Raw genomic sequence first — 12573 nt, forward strand, 5'->3', positions numbered from 1 at the left:
ATCCCTCGGTTAATAGCGCTCACTGGCCAAAGCAAATTGGTTTTGTTTGTAAAGAAAGAACTCCGTGGTAAACCCCGGTTTTAACAATTGCTCATCCCCGATTAATGCCACATGAGGATAGATGTAAATAGGAACCGCAGGATTTTCTAAGGTTTTAAATAACACCTTATTTTCATTCGCCGCCGTTCGTGTTTCTCCGTGATAACGAACCGTAGAAGATACGGCTGCTCGTCGATACCGAGGAACGGTGTAACTGTCCGCAGAGTGCGTCACACTTTGATTGTAAATTTGACTCACCGTCAGCCCCTTTTCAGGGATGTTCCCTGACGCCACGGAGGATGAACACGAGCTGATGAGCCAAAGACTACTTAAGACTAAAATCGTGCGTATAGTTTTGTAAGTGACCATAATCCAATACTCTCCCTTGAAGTTGTTTGTCTAATTTGATGGTTTGGGTCATGTGAAGCGACATGCGATTTGGACGGTACTGTTCCCCATTTCCGATTCGATAAGGCACGCTGGCCGGAACAAAGACCATGTCAAAACTTCCTTGGATGCGCTTTTCAAGCCAATCCGCACCTTTTGCAGAGCCCTCAGCAAGTGCACCTCCTGCAGCATATTGTCCTAAAGAACCTGTCGGTGCTGCTGCAGCTCCATTAGGTCCTGCAAAATAAGTCATTTGCCATTGGGACAGGGCATTGCCCGCACCCGATAAGCCGGATGTAGCCATCATGGCTGCCAATACTCGTGGCGCATTGGTGTAATAAGTTCCATGAATGCACGGATTTCCATAAGGAGTCGTTAAATAACCCAAACTTTCGTTATTCACTAAATCCACCGAGTTGGTCATCTGCTCTTTTCCTACGACAACGAAATGACCGTCCTGAAAGGTAAATAAAATGGAGGTGACATAGGCTCTGGCACAGGAAATATTATCCAAAAACGACCCCACCCCGATGGCATAACCATTGACCTTCATTCCAGTGATGTCTGGAGGAAGCGGCACACCATTGGACGCAATTAAATCCCCACGACTAATCAACGCACTAAATGGAAATAAAGGCTGCATGAGCTTGCCATCGATGGGCACTTCGCCAATTAACGCCGATAAAAGTGTGGTGTTGCCTAAATCACTTCCAGCAGGAATGGTGTAGTAAGGGATGCTTTTAGGCTTAGGTTGAGGAGCAGGTCTTGCATTTTTTAATGAATGAGCAGTGCGTTGTTGCAATGCTTTTCGCCGTTCATTGAGTTTGTTCCAATACGAAGTTTCCTGCTCCGATAAAGGATGTTTGATGATTTGTGCATCAATATCATATACATTCTTGGTGGACTTTTTCTGCGTAGGATTTACATGTCCCCCAATAGGAAAGCCCTCACCCATAAGTGCATGTTCAAACGATTTTTTTTGCTGGGCCAATTCCTTTTTTAATGACTCAATCGTATGCATCACCTCTTGAGGCAACTCCTGTCGCACCACAACACCACCTTGTTCTTTGCTCGCGGTGAGTTGTGCGTTTTGTTCGGTTAACAATTTATTTTGATGCGCAAGCGTTTGCACCTTGCGTTCATTTTCGCTCAGACGTGCTGAGACATCGCGAATGTTGTCATTAAATTGGCTAGCAATGGCTGCGTTAATATTATTCGGATCCATTTTGCGTGAGGGCGCTTTCTCTTCTGGCTTTCGAGACAGTGCGAGAACAAGAACGACCACAAAGAAGACAACCCCTGCCAATACTTTAAGACTAAGATTATTCTTCATCGCACAAACCCCTGTGTTTGAGACAAAGACTCACCAAAGGGGCGGTCGGAAACAACAAAAACCGTGGTGGTGTCTTCTCGACCGCGGGGTTGCAAAACATTGCTCGGATAAAAAGAAGCCGTTTGCCAATGCCCTATTAAGTCTTGGGGTTTTATTTCAACCGCCTTCATCAGTGCATTCTTTAACTCCACTGCGGTCACGTACAAATCGCCTCCTTGCCATGAAATTAAAGGTCGAGCAAGCACGCTGGCTTTGTTCACCAAAACAATACTTTTATGCGTGCGCATCGGGGTTCGAATAAGCCCCGGAGGCGTTACTAATAAGCGCTCTGGTGAGTACAAGGATTGAATGGCGTATCGGGTTAATAAAACAGGATTGAACTCAGATACCTTAGGTGCTTCTTGACTGCTTACCTCCGACTCAGAATGTGGTGCCCTCTCATCCTCTCGTGCCGCCACAAGAACCTCTATAGGGGTCACATCGGTTGCCTCTTTGGATGCTGAAACGGTAAGGACAATGACCTCACCCTCAGGCATCAACTGAACAATTAAGCGCTTATTAGTAAATTCCTGATGGGCATTAAAATAAAGAACATCCAGGTTTTTCATAATGCCCGTGTCTTTTTTCTCAAGCTCTGAATCCACAATGGTGATTGCCAAGGGAAAGTGAATCACTCGTTCTTGATTTAAAGGTAACGTGATATGTATTGGTATTTTATCCCAAAGTGCATGCTGTGCATTGGGAATATCCGCATGGGCCACTACCCCAAGACACCACATCAATAAAAAAACGAATCGTTTACCCATTAAGAGGTTCTCCTTTTACGTCATGACTTAATAAGTCGGTTACTAATTGTTCGGGCTGGGTGTAGCCATCCAATGCCAATTGAAAGGGGTTTTGCAATTTAGACAGGGTTACTTTGACCACACGCAAATGGTAATCAACCACCTTATCGGCAATGACCATCGGGCTTTTGTCATTCAAACGTTGCGTAATGCGCAGAACTAAATGCACCTCCCATGAATCCTTACTAAGACGCCTCACATCACCAGCCTCCATAAAACGATATAAGCTGGCCACTTGTGCTCGTTGAAATAATTGAGCGTTTTGATACGCTAAAAATGTTTTTTGAATCAGCTCTTGATGACGTGGTGTGAAATAGTAATGAAAGCCATGCAGATTCGCCGAAAACTCCTCTTTTCCTGATTGCGACCAGGTATTAATAGACGGCACTAAGGAGGTTACAAACCCATGCACGTATTCATCGGGAATCTCATAGGCCTTCATTAAGCCACCATTTGCGGTCAATGAAGGTGCTAACCAAAACTCCATTTTTCTGGGTGCCATACTCAGTGCGCCAATAAGTCCTGTGACCATGAAGCACAACAGCACAATCACCCCAAGCAACAAACGGTTTACTTGATTAAGCGCATCGATTTTCTTCCAATAGTTAAACACGTGGCCCTCCGATTCGCTTTGAGGTACTCCAGTGTCCTCGGTGAGTTAAATAAGGCGAGGGACAGAACGTCCATTGCGCTAATTTAATTTTGATTTTTTTGACTAAATAGCCATGGGGTTTCCCCATTTTTAAGCGCGCAACCGGCTTAGGAATAACGCTAACCGCTAAAATAAACCCCAAAATTAAACCCACACACCCAAACGCTATGGGAAACCCAAAAAACAGACCAAGGAACAGCGAGAAAACACAGAGGACGGGCGTTGATACCAGAACGAGAACGAACAACTCACGTAAGGTCAGCCCTCGATAAGCGGGAAAATCATGCGACAAATGCCGACTTGATGATGTGGCCATAAATAGTCCTTAGAGTTTAAATTTGGTAACCATCGTGTACGCGCCATAGGCCGCAGCAATACTTAATGTGAGGCACAAAATACCCATCACCGCGTAATTGGTAAATTCAGCCATAGAGCCACCTTGGCTTTTTTTTGCCTCATCGATTCCGTGCAAGATGGTTTGGATGAATTTGATAAATGACAGGACCGACAAGGCAAACAAAATAAGCATCGCACCTTTCTTAAATACATTAGTAAGTACCGTCATTACGGTATTCCCGTTTCTGCCCATGTCCTCATCCGCCCCGACCTGAATCAGCCATTTATTCTCTTCAGCCAACAGCGCCGGTGCATAACTTAAATGAATCAACAACAACCCAACATTCATTGCATAGTGTTTCATTTTGTTCAAAACCCACATTTCTTTATTCCTTATGTCATTAATAAACTGATGAAAATTGTTACTCCGGAAAACACTTTTACCGCTTTAAACGCGATGATCATGAGGTAATTTTCAGATGCCTTAGCCTGCTCATCGGTAAAATGATAAATTTCCCATAAGATGGCCAATACGACGCATATAATGGCTAAAAAACGAATCAATCCATTGTAGGTCGTGGCATGTTGTCCACCTGCCTCATAAAATGCCGTTGCAAAATCGGCGACTTTTTGTGTGTGCATTTACTACTTCCCTACAAAATCAAACTCAAGGGGCTTAACCGTTTTCGGTTCAATAGCCGGTTTGTTGATGTATTCAATTAATGCATTACGAATCGCCAATAAATCATCTTGTACGCCCGCATGCTGTTTATTATCTGCTCCTTCAAACGAGTCAATGTGCAACTGAATACGTGCATTGGGCTCAATTGCTTCTTTCGCCTCCTCCAATAAAGGCAACGTGGCATTAATTTGAGAGATAATACGCACTAAGGTCTCATTCAGTTCTGCCTGAGAACTAAAGCTCAGCGTACTAAAGACCAAGACCAAAACCCCTACACACACTTTGAACATAAATCCTCCTTATAAATACTTTTTAAAGCGACTCGAGGTCACACTGACAATGAAACTCAAAAACACACTTAATCCCACAAATAACAGAGAGGGAGAAAATGAATGAGGTAGGGCTAGCCACAATCCCAAAATCAAAAACACCACTTTTCGAGCAAGCGGAATTGATTTGTGGAATACGTAGGTTGATTCACGACCCAGCGAGGCGGTACGAATGGCACGTTGATTTAATCCATCGACGAGCCCCGCCATGATGGCCAGGAAAAATAAAGGAATTGCAGCACCGATGATGGCAAGCTTAATCAGCAAAAGTTGCCCTGTTGCCTCCACTAATAGCCCAACCATTTGGGCTTTACGCCACAGATCCTTAACTGCCCAAGTTAACTCAGGGAGCAACTCCTTGTTTTGCTCAGGAAGATAACGCCCTACATTCACCTTAGCGGCTTGGGTAATATGCGCACCCACATGCTGCGCTTTTAGCACCAACTCATTTGTATGAAACGACGTATGGGCGCGCACGTAGTCATTTAGTTTTTTGGTAAGGGTCGATTCACTAAAATCACGAACCGCCAGGGTCTGATTTAACGTTAATTGCTTAAGTTGCTGTAGGGTGCTGCCAAAGCCTACTTTGCCCCACGAGACTAAAGACCAGCCCATTAACACTACCCAGCCAATAAAGGTGATGCACAACCAACTTAAAATATGGCGCATTAACCAAGACGTCTTTTTAGGCGTTCTTTGTTGATTTGCTACTGCCATACAACCCCCTCATCAAGGACAAAAGGATAATGGCGCACGTGCAATAGATGAGCTAATTCATCCACATCAACCGGTTGCAAAGGGGTCTTGGCTAATTGATTAAGCGCTTCAAGCGCTTTACCCGTGGCCACATTAGTCACAAAACCAATGGCATGCATTTGTTGCAAGCGTTGTGCATGTTGTTTTAACCACGCTCTGGATAATGCATCATCCCCGATGACAAAAAATGATTGGGAAAATACATTGTTTTTTATGGCGTGCTTTTCGATTGTTCCAGGACTTAATCGACTTGAAACAGGCAAAGGAAACGCTTCATCTTGGTTCACATCCAATACATTGAGTTCCTGATGATAGGCACTTTCTAAATAAGGACGAGCATCCAGAACGGGCAACTCGTGCGCCACGACTTCTAACCCATAACAAGTGGCAATAAAGGACCAAAATGCGAAAATAAATAGAGTCCGCATATTAAAATACCCCCAAATCAACAAGGCTTGATTTACCCATTCGCCCGAGTAACAACATCGGCGTTGATTTCTGAGCCAACCCTAAGGACTCATAATTTAAATCCCCATGATTGAGGGTAATTTTTCCGCTGCTGACGAGTTCATGGGGGATCTGATTTTGATTAGCCCAAAGTTGAATGCCTGTAGTGTCCGCTTTAAGAATCATCAGATTTAACCGAGTATCCGATGTCGTATTAACCGCCTCAATCAAGGCCAAAAGCACTGTTTTAATGGGATCTTCTGGTTTAACAAATAAAAATAAGGTATCCCCTTGATTCAAGGTGATGGGCTTATACGCTGCTGGAGAATAAGGCGTCGGATCAAAATGACCCACGACCGGCACATTGGCAAAGAGCTGGTTGTATGCCTTATGAAAGGCATTATTCCAAGCAATGTTTTTAGATACTTTTTGTGCTTCCGTTTGCGCCGAAAGAGACGCAAAACGATCACGCTCGAGTTCATTGCGCGCATTAATCCCTAAAATATCAATAGGGGTTAAATTAAGCCCTTTATAATAGACCGCACTGCGATTTTGCATCAGAAATACATAGCGTTTTTCTTCTTCTTCGGTTAATCCCCAAACCTTGGCCTCATGTACTTGCACCGAATTTAGTTTAAGACTATTGATGTCCTGGTCACTGGTTAGGTCCTCTTCATTGAAGGAAAGACCCGTTTTGGCCAACGTCTTATCGGATAAAGCCAATGCGCTGTCATTGCCATGATTTAGGGCAATTCCAGGTATGGTTAAATCAGCATGTACCCCAGTATTTAATGCCAAGAGAAACCAAGTAAGTGCGCGTTTCAGCATAATATTCTCGTCCTTTAACCAATATGCTCTTGGGATACTAAAATTCGTTCATGCTTCGCATTCTCAAATTCCATCCGTTGTTTTCCATAATCCACTCGCATGACCCTCCACCCTGCAATCGAATCTCCTTTCTCCAATGGAATGGTTTTAAAGTCATAGGTCACACTGGCAACGGGTACTTGTTGAATGCTGTCAATGCTGACAATGGAAAAAGGTAAACGCTCTATAGGTAGGTATCTAATTGGGGATTTTTTCTCATCTAAATGAGTGACTACTTCTTTAATTGAATGTAATTCTTGTCCCAATGCATCTTGAGTATGTGTTAGCTTCTCGGTAAATTGTTTACTTCCCGCAGCCAGAATTTCATCAATGCGCTTGGAAAACTGTTCCAACTCATTGGCCATGCCGCTTAAGTTGACCTCCGGCACGCGCTTATTCACCGCCGTATCCATCGTTTTTAATTGCGTTTGTACTTCCTTAAGAATAGAAACAACGGCTGGATCGGTAGTGAGCACGCGCACCTGCTCTTTTGAGTTAGAAACATAGCCATAGATTGTTGAAACACCAATGGACACCACGAGCATGGAGAAAAATACGCCTTTTTTGGCAGGGAAATTCCACACCTGTTTTAAAGGGGGCATTACACTAATTTTCATACTCTTTTTCCTTTTGATTGCGTGTTCATTTGGGCAAATTGAGGCTTTAATTTGAAGTTAATGCGCCGATGAAGTGGGTCTTGCATCAATGAAAACACCTGTTGTCCAGCAAGAACCTCAAGTCCATCATGAACAGTGAGCGGTCCTAGAGTTCGTACCACTTGAGGTAACGGTTGTTGTTGAACTTCCTTAAACGCTAAGGTTTGTGAGGCATCCTCTACTAAGGCATACCCAGAGTACTGCATCCAATAGGTAATGGCCTCGCCCACCGTGTGCACACTTTGAGGAAAATGAATTTGTTGTACCGTCAGAAGCGGATTCACTTGTGAGGTTAATGGCTTATTTTCAACAGTCGCATAGCGATTAACCTGAGTAATGTTCGTCGCATGTACAACGCCCACACCATAGAACAACATAAATACACTTGTGTAAATTTTTATACCATTAACGTTTTTCATGGTCAAAAGTCCCCCTTGGTGCTAAAAAAGCACCATTTATTAATTATTTTGTTTTATTTTTAACCCAAAAGGTTGCTTGAGTTATTCGTTCCTTTGGTGTTTAAAAAAGTCCAGAAAGTGCCCTCACTAACCCTTGTTCTAAAACTGGTTTGGCTTTTTCAAAAGTTAAGTTCACTTTATCCGCTCGCGACACAACACGTGTTTTAAAGTCTTTATAATCCCCACGGCTGCTCATGGTTTGATAGGTTCCAGAAGAAGAACCATTTTCAAGTGAAGCTTTAAACTGCTGTTGAACAGCCCCCTTTCCTACTCGCTCTGATATTTGCACATCCGTAATCATGGTGTAATTCACATCCTTGACCAACGAATCAGCCGCAAGCCCTATAACCCCTCCGGCAATACCCCCTGCAAGGGTTGTGTTGTTATTTCCAAATGCACCGAGTGCTGCACCCGTTCCCGCTCCGGCCAATGTAGAACCAAAAGCGCCTCCTAGCGCCTTCTTAGAAGCTGCCTGACTCATTTTGCTAACTTTTAAAATATTTGCCTGGATATGGTAGTGGGCCTGGGATGGATTATGGACTACTCGGTACCCCCGCTCAGTTAATGCTTGAGTTAACGGCTTTTCGATGGATACTGTTTCTTGTGTTGTATTTCGCACAATAAGAAAAACCGTTTTTTGATTTTGAGCAACCGGACTTAAGAATATCGTTGGCTTTAGATGCGTGTCTGTTTCTAAAGTACGATGCTCTAAGGCTGTTTGTGTGGCCGCACAACTAGTCAATAAAATGACTGTACCCATACAGGCTGTTTTTATAAAACATTGTTTCATATTGATGTCCTTATTAATGATAATGCCCCGTTTAATTACTGTGTTATTGATGACTTTTTTTGTTTATAGACGCAGGTCTCTCAATTAATGAGTAACTGTTTCATTATTTGTCTTTGTAGATTGTTCATCCAAAAGCTCAACAGCAATATCATCTAAAACAAACGCTTTCTCCTCCTGATTTTGTTGCTTCTCTAATTGGAGTCGTAGGTATATTTCGTCTCTATTAATGGGAATGTGTTTCGGAGCATTAAATCCTAATCGGACTTGATTACCTTGAACGCCTAGAATGGTAAAATTAATTTCGTTGTCACCGAGTACTACTCCTTCGCCTATTCTTCTGGTTAAAATTAACATGGTTTTATTCCTTGCTTCTGTTGATTAATTCGTTATTTTTCAACGATTCATTTTTTAATGAAGTACCGGCGATGAAGTCGCTGTATCCTCAGCCTCTATTCTTATGTCGTTAAACCCATCCTCCTTGCTCTCTTCCGCTTGTATTGTCGATAAATGACTTTGTTTGATTGCATCCACACAATTATCCAAAGCCTTTTTTATTTTTGGCTCTTTGAAAAACAAAAATTGAGACAGAAGGCCTGCTCCTATTCCTTGGGCGATACTGGATGACGCCACAATAAGAGGCGCTGTTTCTGCTGCAAATAAAGCGGTCATAAACATTAATGGGGTTTGCCACATACTCAGCATCATCCCAATACCAATTCCTAGAGCCGCGCCAGTCATGACCACAGCGATAGAAATAGCAATGACGCCAAGCGCTAACCCTATTTTTTTTAAGCTGTCGTGTTTGTCATCGACGATTGAATTACATCGAAGAACAAAAACTTCCAATGGATTGATCGAATCATTTGAATCGTGTATCAAGCTCTCAAGAAATTGCGTGGTCGCTGAATACAAGTTCAGTTGCGTCAGGTAGTCCATTTTTTTTATTTCCATCTCTAGCGCTTCAAATGCTTCATAAATGGCTTTATTTTTATGAATCGTTGTTAATGCTTTTTTAAATTTGTTGTCACAGTACATCAGTGCAGCATTCATTTTTTTTCCTTTTGTTATTTGTTATTAATGAAAAGACAGCGGTAATTGCTGTTGGTAAGTCAGCGATTCGCAAACTTCTGCTGTGATTTCAAACGCAGTCCATAATTCGGTTGACAAGGTTTGGTCATAAGCCAGTAACAAATTGTGGGCGCAACAGCGAAGCATCTCTAAGAGCTCCTCAATTTGACTTAGGGTATTCACTTGATGATTGCTCATGCTAGCTCCTTTATTAATTGCGCCAAACGCGGGATTTTTGTTGTGTTTTTTCTTCTAATGATTAGCTCATCGTCAGCTACGAATGGCACATCTTTACCTAAGCTAATTTCTGCACACACTTTTAAATACATCGGTTTAAATTGCGCAAAAGCAAGGTCAGCACGCGCCGCATTGACCTTGTCGACGCCTACAATTTTTACGGTGATTTTGATTGCAGGATGACTCCATTGAGCTTTAGAGAAACTAAGATTTCGTCTTGCCTCGTAAAATGCTGCATGTACCGTGGGTAATCCATTCGCTTCCGGTTCCTGTTTCGACAAACATAAGTGCCTGAATTGAAGGCATGAAGGCGGCCAGTCTTTATGTTCTTTTGCCCGAAACAGAGCCGATAGGCCAAATTTTATGTCGTTTTCCGTTAAATCACACAGCGCCTCATACCATACCCCTGAATCTTTGACGCCATGTCGGTTAACGAACAATGGGCCGTAGATTTCAGTTAACTTCAACCACAAATGCGCCATAATTCCAGTTATTTTGCTGACTTGATTCGAAGTGTTCGGTGTCTTCACCACACAATGTAAAGTCGCTTGCGTGGGCTTTAAGGACTCGCTCACGAAGACTTGGCTGATGTGTTTGGGTGCGAAGGCTGTATTGTTTTGCATGATGGATACTCCCTGTAGTTCCTAATTGTTTTTTTTGTTGTTGGCGTTCCACGCTTTTAGCGAGCCAACGTAAATAAATTGGATTAAAATCAACAAACTGAGAACCCGTTGCTTTGTTGTAGTCAATAAAGGCCTGGATTTCAGAAAAATCAGATGCATTGCTGTATCCCAGTGCCTCAGCTCGTGCAAGGGTCTCAGTGTTTGGGGTAAAATTTTCGCTGATGCTTTGTTTGTTGTTATTGTTGTTATTTATATTATTAAAAATAATATTCTTTACAGGCTCACTTGCTGTGTTAAGTTCTATGTTAACTTCTGTGTCATTTTGTTTGTCTAAAAGGTTGTTTTGTTCAGTATGGACAACGGTTTCTGATGAATTAACCTCTGTGTTAACCTCTTGAGTCCCCAATACCTCATTATAAATTTTAGGTAATTCTGGGAATAAGAATTGAAGTTTTTGGCCTTCGGAAATTACTTTGAAATATTCACCACACTCTCTCTCAATTGATTTGATGTAGTTACGAATAGTTTGTTTGGATGGTGTGCCCCCGTCTTTTCTGCCTGGTGCTAAGTTAACCGAGGCAATCTTGGCGAGGTCGTTATACGTAATATCACTAACAATACCAGTGACTGGATTAGCTAAAGTGATCAATGATTTGATTAAAGTCGTGTGAACGTGAGGAAGCCCCGAGAATACAGACTCTATTTCTATCCTTGCTTTGTTGTATTTGATGATTAGGCTCACAATTACCATCTTAATTCCATGTATTAGTAGCAACCAAAATATTACTTTAAGTTTACTTGAAATGCAACTACAAGTTGCAAAACAACTTATAGTTTAATTATTGCTACTTTTGGTTTGCTTTCTTCATTAAAACTTGAGCTGATTTAACTTTAAATGTATATTATGATTTCTATCTAAACGAGGATTTCAATTGAATAGAGAACAGATTGTGCTCGGTTTTTCGGAAAGACTTACCTCTATTATGCAATTTAAGGGATATAATTCCGAAAGATCTAAGGCTGGTGTTAGAATTGATAAACTTACGGAAGTTTGCGGATGCTCTCATCAAATGGCTAGGCGATATGTTCTTGGTGAAGCGCTCCCTGATATTGATATAACTTTAAAAATTGCTAAGTGGCTTGATATCTCGCCTGGTTGGCTTCTTTTTGGAGATGAAAGTAAAATTCCAAATAATATTAATGAAAATAATCTTATTCATATTGACCATGATTTATTGGAGTATATTCTTCTGAAATCAGCGCAATTATTTTTAGTAACTGATGATTTAAAAGAATTAGTTTCTTTCATAATGGATATTGTAGATGATACCACTCATATTGAAGCAGATAAAAAATCTATCTTAAAAATTGTTGATATATCAGTTAACTCAGTAACCCGCTTTAATGGACTTTCAAATGAAAAAAAATCTGCAATTGGTTAAGAATTTACAGAAGACTAAGTTAGTTCTAGGCGATCTTCATCCTGATGTACTTGACATTCTATTTGAAAATAGAAAATTCATGAAGAATGTTTTTGAAAATATTAAAGGTATTCATGAGGTTGATCATTTTGGATTAACAATAATTGACCCATTAAATAAATTAATTACTTTCTCTACTACGCCAAACATAGAATATAATCTTATTAATCAAAATTTATGGCAATTTGACCCTGTATTTTCAAAGAATACAGTAGATCCTAGTAGTATAATTTGGTGGGATGAGTTACCGATTTCCATTGAGAATGATAAAGTTAAAACAATAAAGTTATCTAATAATAAATATGCATTAGGAGTCTCTCTCAATCGTCAGGTTAATGATTTTTCAGTTATTTATTCTTTTGCAACAAAATCTACCGATGAAGGTTTAAAAAACTATTATGTTGATAATTTAAGTGGTTTGATCGATATAGGGGATTATTGTTATAAATTAATTCATGAGGTTTATTTACAGTATTGTGATCGTTACATGCCACCGAAAGTTCAGTCTTTGACTTCTAAAATCTATCATGAAAAATCAACGCCGTATTTGAAACTAATAGTAACTAACTAAAATTGAATAGGTATAT

The 12573-nt window shown here is 41.2% G+C and carries 21 protein-coding genes; 2 read left to right on the forward strand and 19 right to left on the reverse strand.

From position 1 onward, the window contains the following. Window positions 1–9: 9 nt before the first annotated feature. The 19 genes from LDG_RS10705 to LDG_RS10795 form a co-directional block, all read right to left on the reverse strand. On the reverse strand, window positions 10–408 hold the full coding sequence (locus tag LDG_RS10705; protein ID WP_040535434.1) for a TIGR03751 family conjugal transfer lipoprotein: 399 nt from the start codon (window positions 406–408) through the stop codon (window positions 10–12). After that, window positions 365–1759, reverse strand: coding sequence for a TIGR03752 family integrating conjugative element protein (locus LDG_RS10710; protein ID WP_006871371.1), 1395 nt, complete (start codon window positions 1757–1759; stop codon window positions 365–367). The genes LDG_RS10705 and LDG_RS10710 overlap by 44 nt, the downstream gene beginning before the upstream one ends. Further along, window positions 1756–2565: a TIGR03749 family integrating conjugative element protein gene (locus LDG_RS10715; RefSeq protein WP_006871372.1), complete on the reverse strand. Its 810-nt coding sequence runs from the start codon at window positions 2563–2565 to the stop codon at window positions 1756–1758. Before LDG_RS10715 ends, LDG_RS10710 begins: the two co-directional genes overlap by 4 nt. Further along, window positions 2558–3217 (reverse strand): DUF2895 family protein, encoded by a 660-nt coding sequence (locus LDG_RS10720; RefSeq protein WP_006871373.1) that lies wholly within the window; start codon window positions 3215–3217, stop codon window positions 2558–2560. Before LDG_RS10720 ends, LDG_RS10715 begins: the two co-directional genes overlap by 8 nt. After that, a complete protein-coding gene (locus LDG_RS10725) occupies window positions 3210–3572 on the reverse strand; it encodes a TIGR03750 family conjugal transfer protein (RefSeq protein WP_040535436.1) in 363 nt (120 codons plus the stop codon). Before LDG_RS10725 ends, LDG_RS10720 begins: the two co-directional genes overlap by 8 nt. 9 nt (window positions 3573–3581) lie before the next feature. Next, window positions 3582–3974 carry a hypothetical protein gene (locus tag LDG_RS10730; RefSeq protein WP_006871375.1) on the reverse strand — a complete coding sequence of 131 codons (393 nt, stop codon included), beginning with the start codon at window positions 3972–3974 and terminating at the stop codon, window positions 3582–3584. A gap of 11 nt (window positions 3975–3985) precedes the next feature. Beyond that, window positions 3986–4234 carry a hypothetical protein gene (locus tag LDG_RS10735; RefSeq protein ID WP_006871376.1) on the reverse strand — a complete coding sequence of 83 codons (249 nt, stop codon included), beginning with the start codon at window positions 4232–4234 and terminating at the stop codon, window positions 3986–3988. Between the two features lie 3 nt (window positions 4235–4237). After that, the gene (locus LDG_RS10740) at window positions 4238–4564 is read right to left on the reverse strand and encodes a hypothetical protein (protein WP_006871377.1); all 327 of its coding nucleotides are present in this window, start codon (window positions 4562–4564) and stop codon (window positions 4238–4240) included. A gap of 9 nt (window positions 4565–4573) precedes the next feature. Continuing rightward, the gene (locus LDG_RS10745; RefSeq protein WP_006871378.1) at window positions 4574–5320 is read right to left on the reverse strand and encodes a DUF4400 domain-containing protein; all 747 of its coding nucleotides are present in this window, start codon (window positions 5318–5320) and stop codon (window positions 4574–4576) included. After that, window positions 5311–5787 carry an integrating conjugative element protein gene (locus LDG_RS10750; protein ID WP_050805549.1) on the reverse strand — a complete coding sequence of 159 codons (477 nt, stop codon included), beginning with the start codon at window positions 5785–5787 and terminating at the stop codon, window positions 5311–5313. Before LDG_RS10750 ends, LDG_RS10745 begins: the two co-directional genes overlap by 10 nt. Before the next feature lies 1 nt (window position 5788). Then, window positions 5789–6634, reverse strand: coding sequence for a TIGR03759 family integrating conjugative element protein (locus LDG_RS10755; protein ID WP_006871380.1), 846 nt, complete (start codon window positions 6632–6634; stop codon window positions 5789–5791). Between the two features lie 14 nt (window positions 6635–6648). Continuing rightward, window positions 6649–7290 (reverse strand): hypothetical protein, encoded by a 642-nt coding sequence (locus tag LDG_RS18555; protein ID WP_006871381.1) that lies wholly within the window; start codon window positions 7288–7290, stop codon window positions 6649–6651. Beyond that, the gene (pilL2, locus tag LDG_RS10765) at window positions 7287–7706 is read right to left on the reverse strand and encodes a PFGI-1 class ICE element type IV pilus protein PilL2 (RefSeq protein ID WP_040535474.1); all 420 of its coding nucleotides are present in this window, start codon (window positions 7704–7706) and stop codon (window positions 7287–7289) included. Before pilL2 ends, LDG_RS18555 begins: the two co-directional genes overlap by 4 nt. A 142-nt stretch (window positions 7707–7848) precedes the next feature. Next, window positions 7849–8577: a complement resistance protein TraT gene (locus LDG_RS10770; RefSeq protein WP_006871383.1), complete on the reverse strand. Its 729-nt coding sequence runs from the start codon at window positions 8575–8577 to the stop codon at window positions 7849–7851. A gap of 84 nt (window positions 8578–8661) precedes the next feature. After that, complete coding sequence (gene csrA / locus LDG_RS20285) at window positions 8662–8931, reverse strand: carbon storage regulator CsrA (RefSeq protein ID WP_006871384.1); 270 nt, start codon at window positions 8929–8931, stop codon at window positions 8662–8664. 54 nt (window positions 8932–8985) lie between these two features. Continuing rightward, on the reverse strand, window positions 8986–9627 hold the full coding sequence (locus LDG_RS10780) for a hypothetical protein (protein ID WP_006871385.1): 642 nt from the start codon (window positions 9625–9627) through the stop codon (window positions 8986–8988). Window positions 9628–9651: 24 nt separating this feature from the next. Beyond that, window positions 9652–9843, reverse strand: coding sequence for a hypothetical protein (locus tag LDG_RS10785; RefSeq protein WP_006871386.1), 192 nt, complete (start codon window positions 9841–9843; stop codon window positions 9652–9654). After that, window positions 9840–10364, reverse strand: a complete 525-nt coding sequence (locus tag LDG_RS18560; RefSeq protein WP_148263559.1) for a hypothetical protein — start codon at window positions 10362–10364, stop codon at window positions 9840–9842. The genes LDG_RS10785 and LDG_RS18560 overlap by 4 nt, the downstream gene beginning before the upstream one ends. Next, complete coding sequence (locus tag LDG_RS10795; protein ID WP_006871388.1) at window positions 10336–11256, reverse strand: hypothetical protein; 921 nt, start codon at window positions 11254–11256, stop codon at window positions 10336–10338. Before LDG_RS10795 ends, LDG_RS18560 begins: the two co-directional genes overlap by 29 nt. A gap of 181 nt (window positions 11257–11437) precedes the next feature. Between LDG_RS10795 and LDG_RS10800 the strand changes: the two genes are divergently transcribed. Beyond that, on the forward strand, window positions 11438–11947 hold the full coding sequence (locus LDG_RS10800) for a helix-turn-helix domain-containing protein (RefSeq protein WP_148263560.1): 510 nt from the start codon (window positions 11438–11440) through the stop codon (window positions 11945–11947). After that, on the forward strand, window positions 11922–12557 hold the full coding sequence (locus LDG_RS10805) for a hypothetical protein (protein ID WP_006871390.1): 636 nt from the start codon (window positions 11922–11924) through the stop codon (window positions 12555–12557). Before LDG_RS10800 ends, LDG_RS10805 begins: the two co-directional genes overlap by 26 nt. The last annotated feature ends 16 nt before the right edge of the window (window positions 12558–12573 follow it).

Source organism: Legionella drancourtii LLAP12 (assembly GCF_000162755.2).
GTDB classification, from domain to species: Bacteria; Pseudomonadota; Gammaproteobacteria; order Legionellales; family Legionellaceae; genus Legionella; species Legionella drancourtii.

Coding starts and splice junctions, on each gene's coding strand:
- LDG_RS10705 (WP_040535434.1), bottom strand. CDS start 408: ATGGTCACTTACAAAACTATACGCACGATTTTAGTCTTAAGTAGTCTT.
- LDG_RS10710 (WP_006871371.1), bottom strand. CDS start 1,759: ATGAAGAATAATCTTAGTCTTAAAGTATTGGCAGGGGTTGTCTTCTTT.
- LDG_RS10715 (WP_006871372.1), bottom strand. CDS start 2,565: ATGGGTAAACGATTCGTTTTTTTATTGATGTGGTGTCTTGGGGTAGTG.
- LDG_RS10725 (WP_040535436.1), bottom strand. CDS start 3,572: ATGGCCACATCATCAAGTCGGCATTTGTCGCATGATTTTCCCGCTTAT.
- LDG_RS10730 (WP_006871375.1), bottom strand. CDS start 3,974: ATGTGGGTTTTGAACAAAATGAAACACTATGCAATGAATGTTGGGTTG.
- LDG_RS10735 (WP_006871376.1), bottom strand. CDS start 4,234: ATGCACACACAAAAAGTCGCCGATTTTGCAACGGCATTTTATGAGGCA.
- LDG_RS10740 (WP_006871377.1), bottom strand. CDS start 4,564: ATGTTCAAAGTGTGTGTAGGGGTTTTGGTCTTGGTCTTTAGTACGCTG.
- LDG_RS10745 (WP_006871378.1), bottom strand. CDS start 5,320: ATGGCAGTAGCAAATCAACAAAGAACGCCTAAAAAGACGTCTTGGTTA.
- LDG_RS10750 (WP_050805549.1), bottom strand. CDS start 5,787: ATGCGGACTCTATTTATTTTCGCATTTTGGTCCTTTATTGCCACTTGT.
- LDG_RS10755 (WP_006871380.1), bottom strand. CDS start 6,634: ATGCTGAAACGCGCACTTACTTGGTTTCTCTTGGCATTAAATACTGGG.
- LDG_RS18555 (WP_006871381.1), bottom strand. CDS start 7,290: ATGAAAATTAGTGTAATGCCCCCTTTAAAACAGGTGTGGAATTTCCCT.
- pilL2 (WP_040535474.1), bottom strand. CDS start 7,706: ATGTTGTTCTATGGTGTGGGCGTTGTACATGCGACGAACATTACTCAG.
- LDG_RS10770 (WP_006871383.1), bottom strand. CDS start 8,577: ATGAAACAATGTTTTATAAAAACAGCCTGTATGGGTACAGTCATTTTA.
- csrA (WP_006871384.1), bottom strand. CDS start 8,931: ATGTTAATTTTAACCAGAAGAATAGGCGAAGGAGTAGTACTCGGTGAC.
- LDG_RS10780 (WP_006871385.1), bottom strand. CDS start 9,627: ATGAATGCTGCACTGATGTACTGTGACAACAAATTTAAAAAAGCATTA.
- LDG_RS10785 (WP_006871386.1), bottom strand. CDS start 9,843: ATGAGCAATCATCAAGTGAATACCCTAAGTCAAATTGAGGAGCTCTTA.
- LDG_RS18560 (WP_148263559.1), bottom strand. CDS start 10,364: ATGGCGCATTTGTGGTTGAAGTTAACTGAAATCTACGGCCCATTGTTC.
- LDG_RS10795 (WP_006871388.1), bottom strand. CDS start 11,256: ATGGTAATTGTGAGCCTAATCATCAAATACAACAAAGCAAGGATAGAA.
- LDG_RS10805 (WP_006871390.1), top strand. CDS start 11,922: ATGAAAAAAAATCTGCAATTGGTTAAGAATTTACAGAAGACTAAGTTA.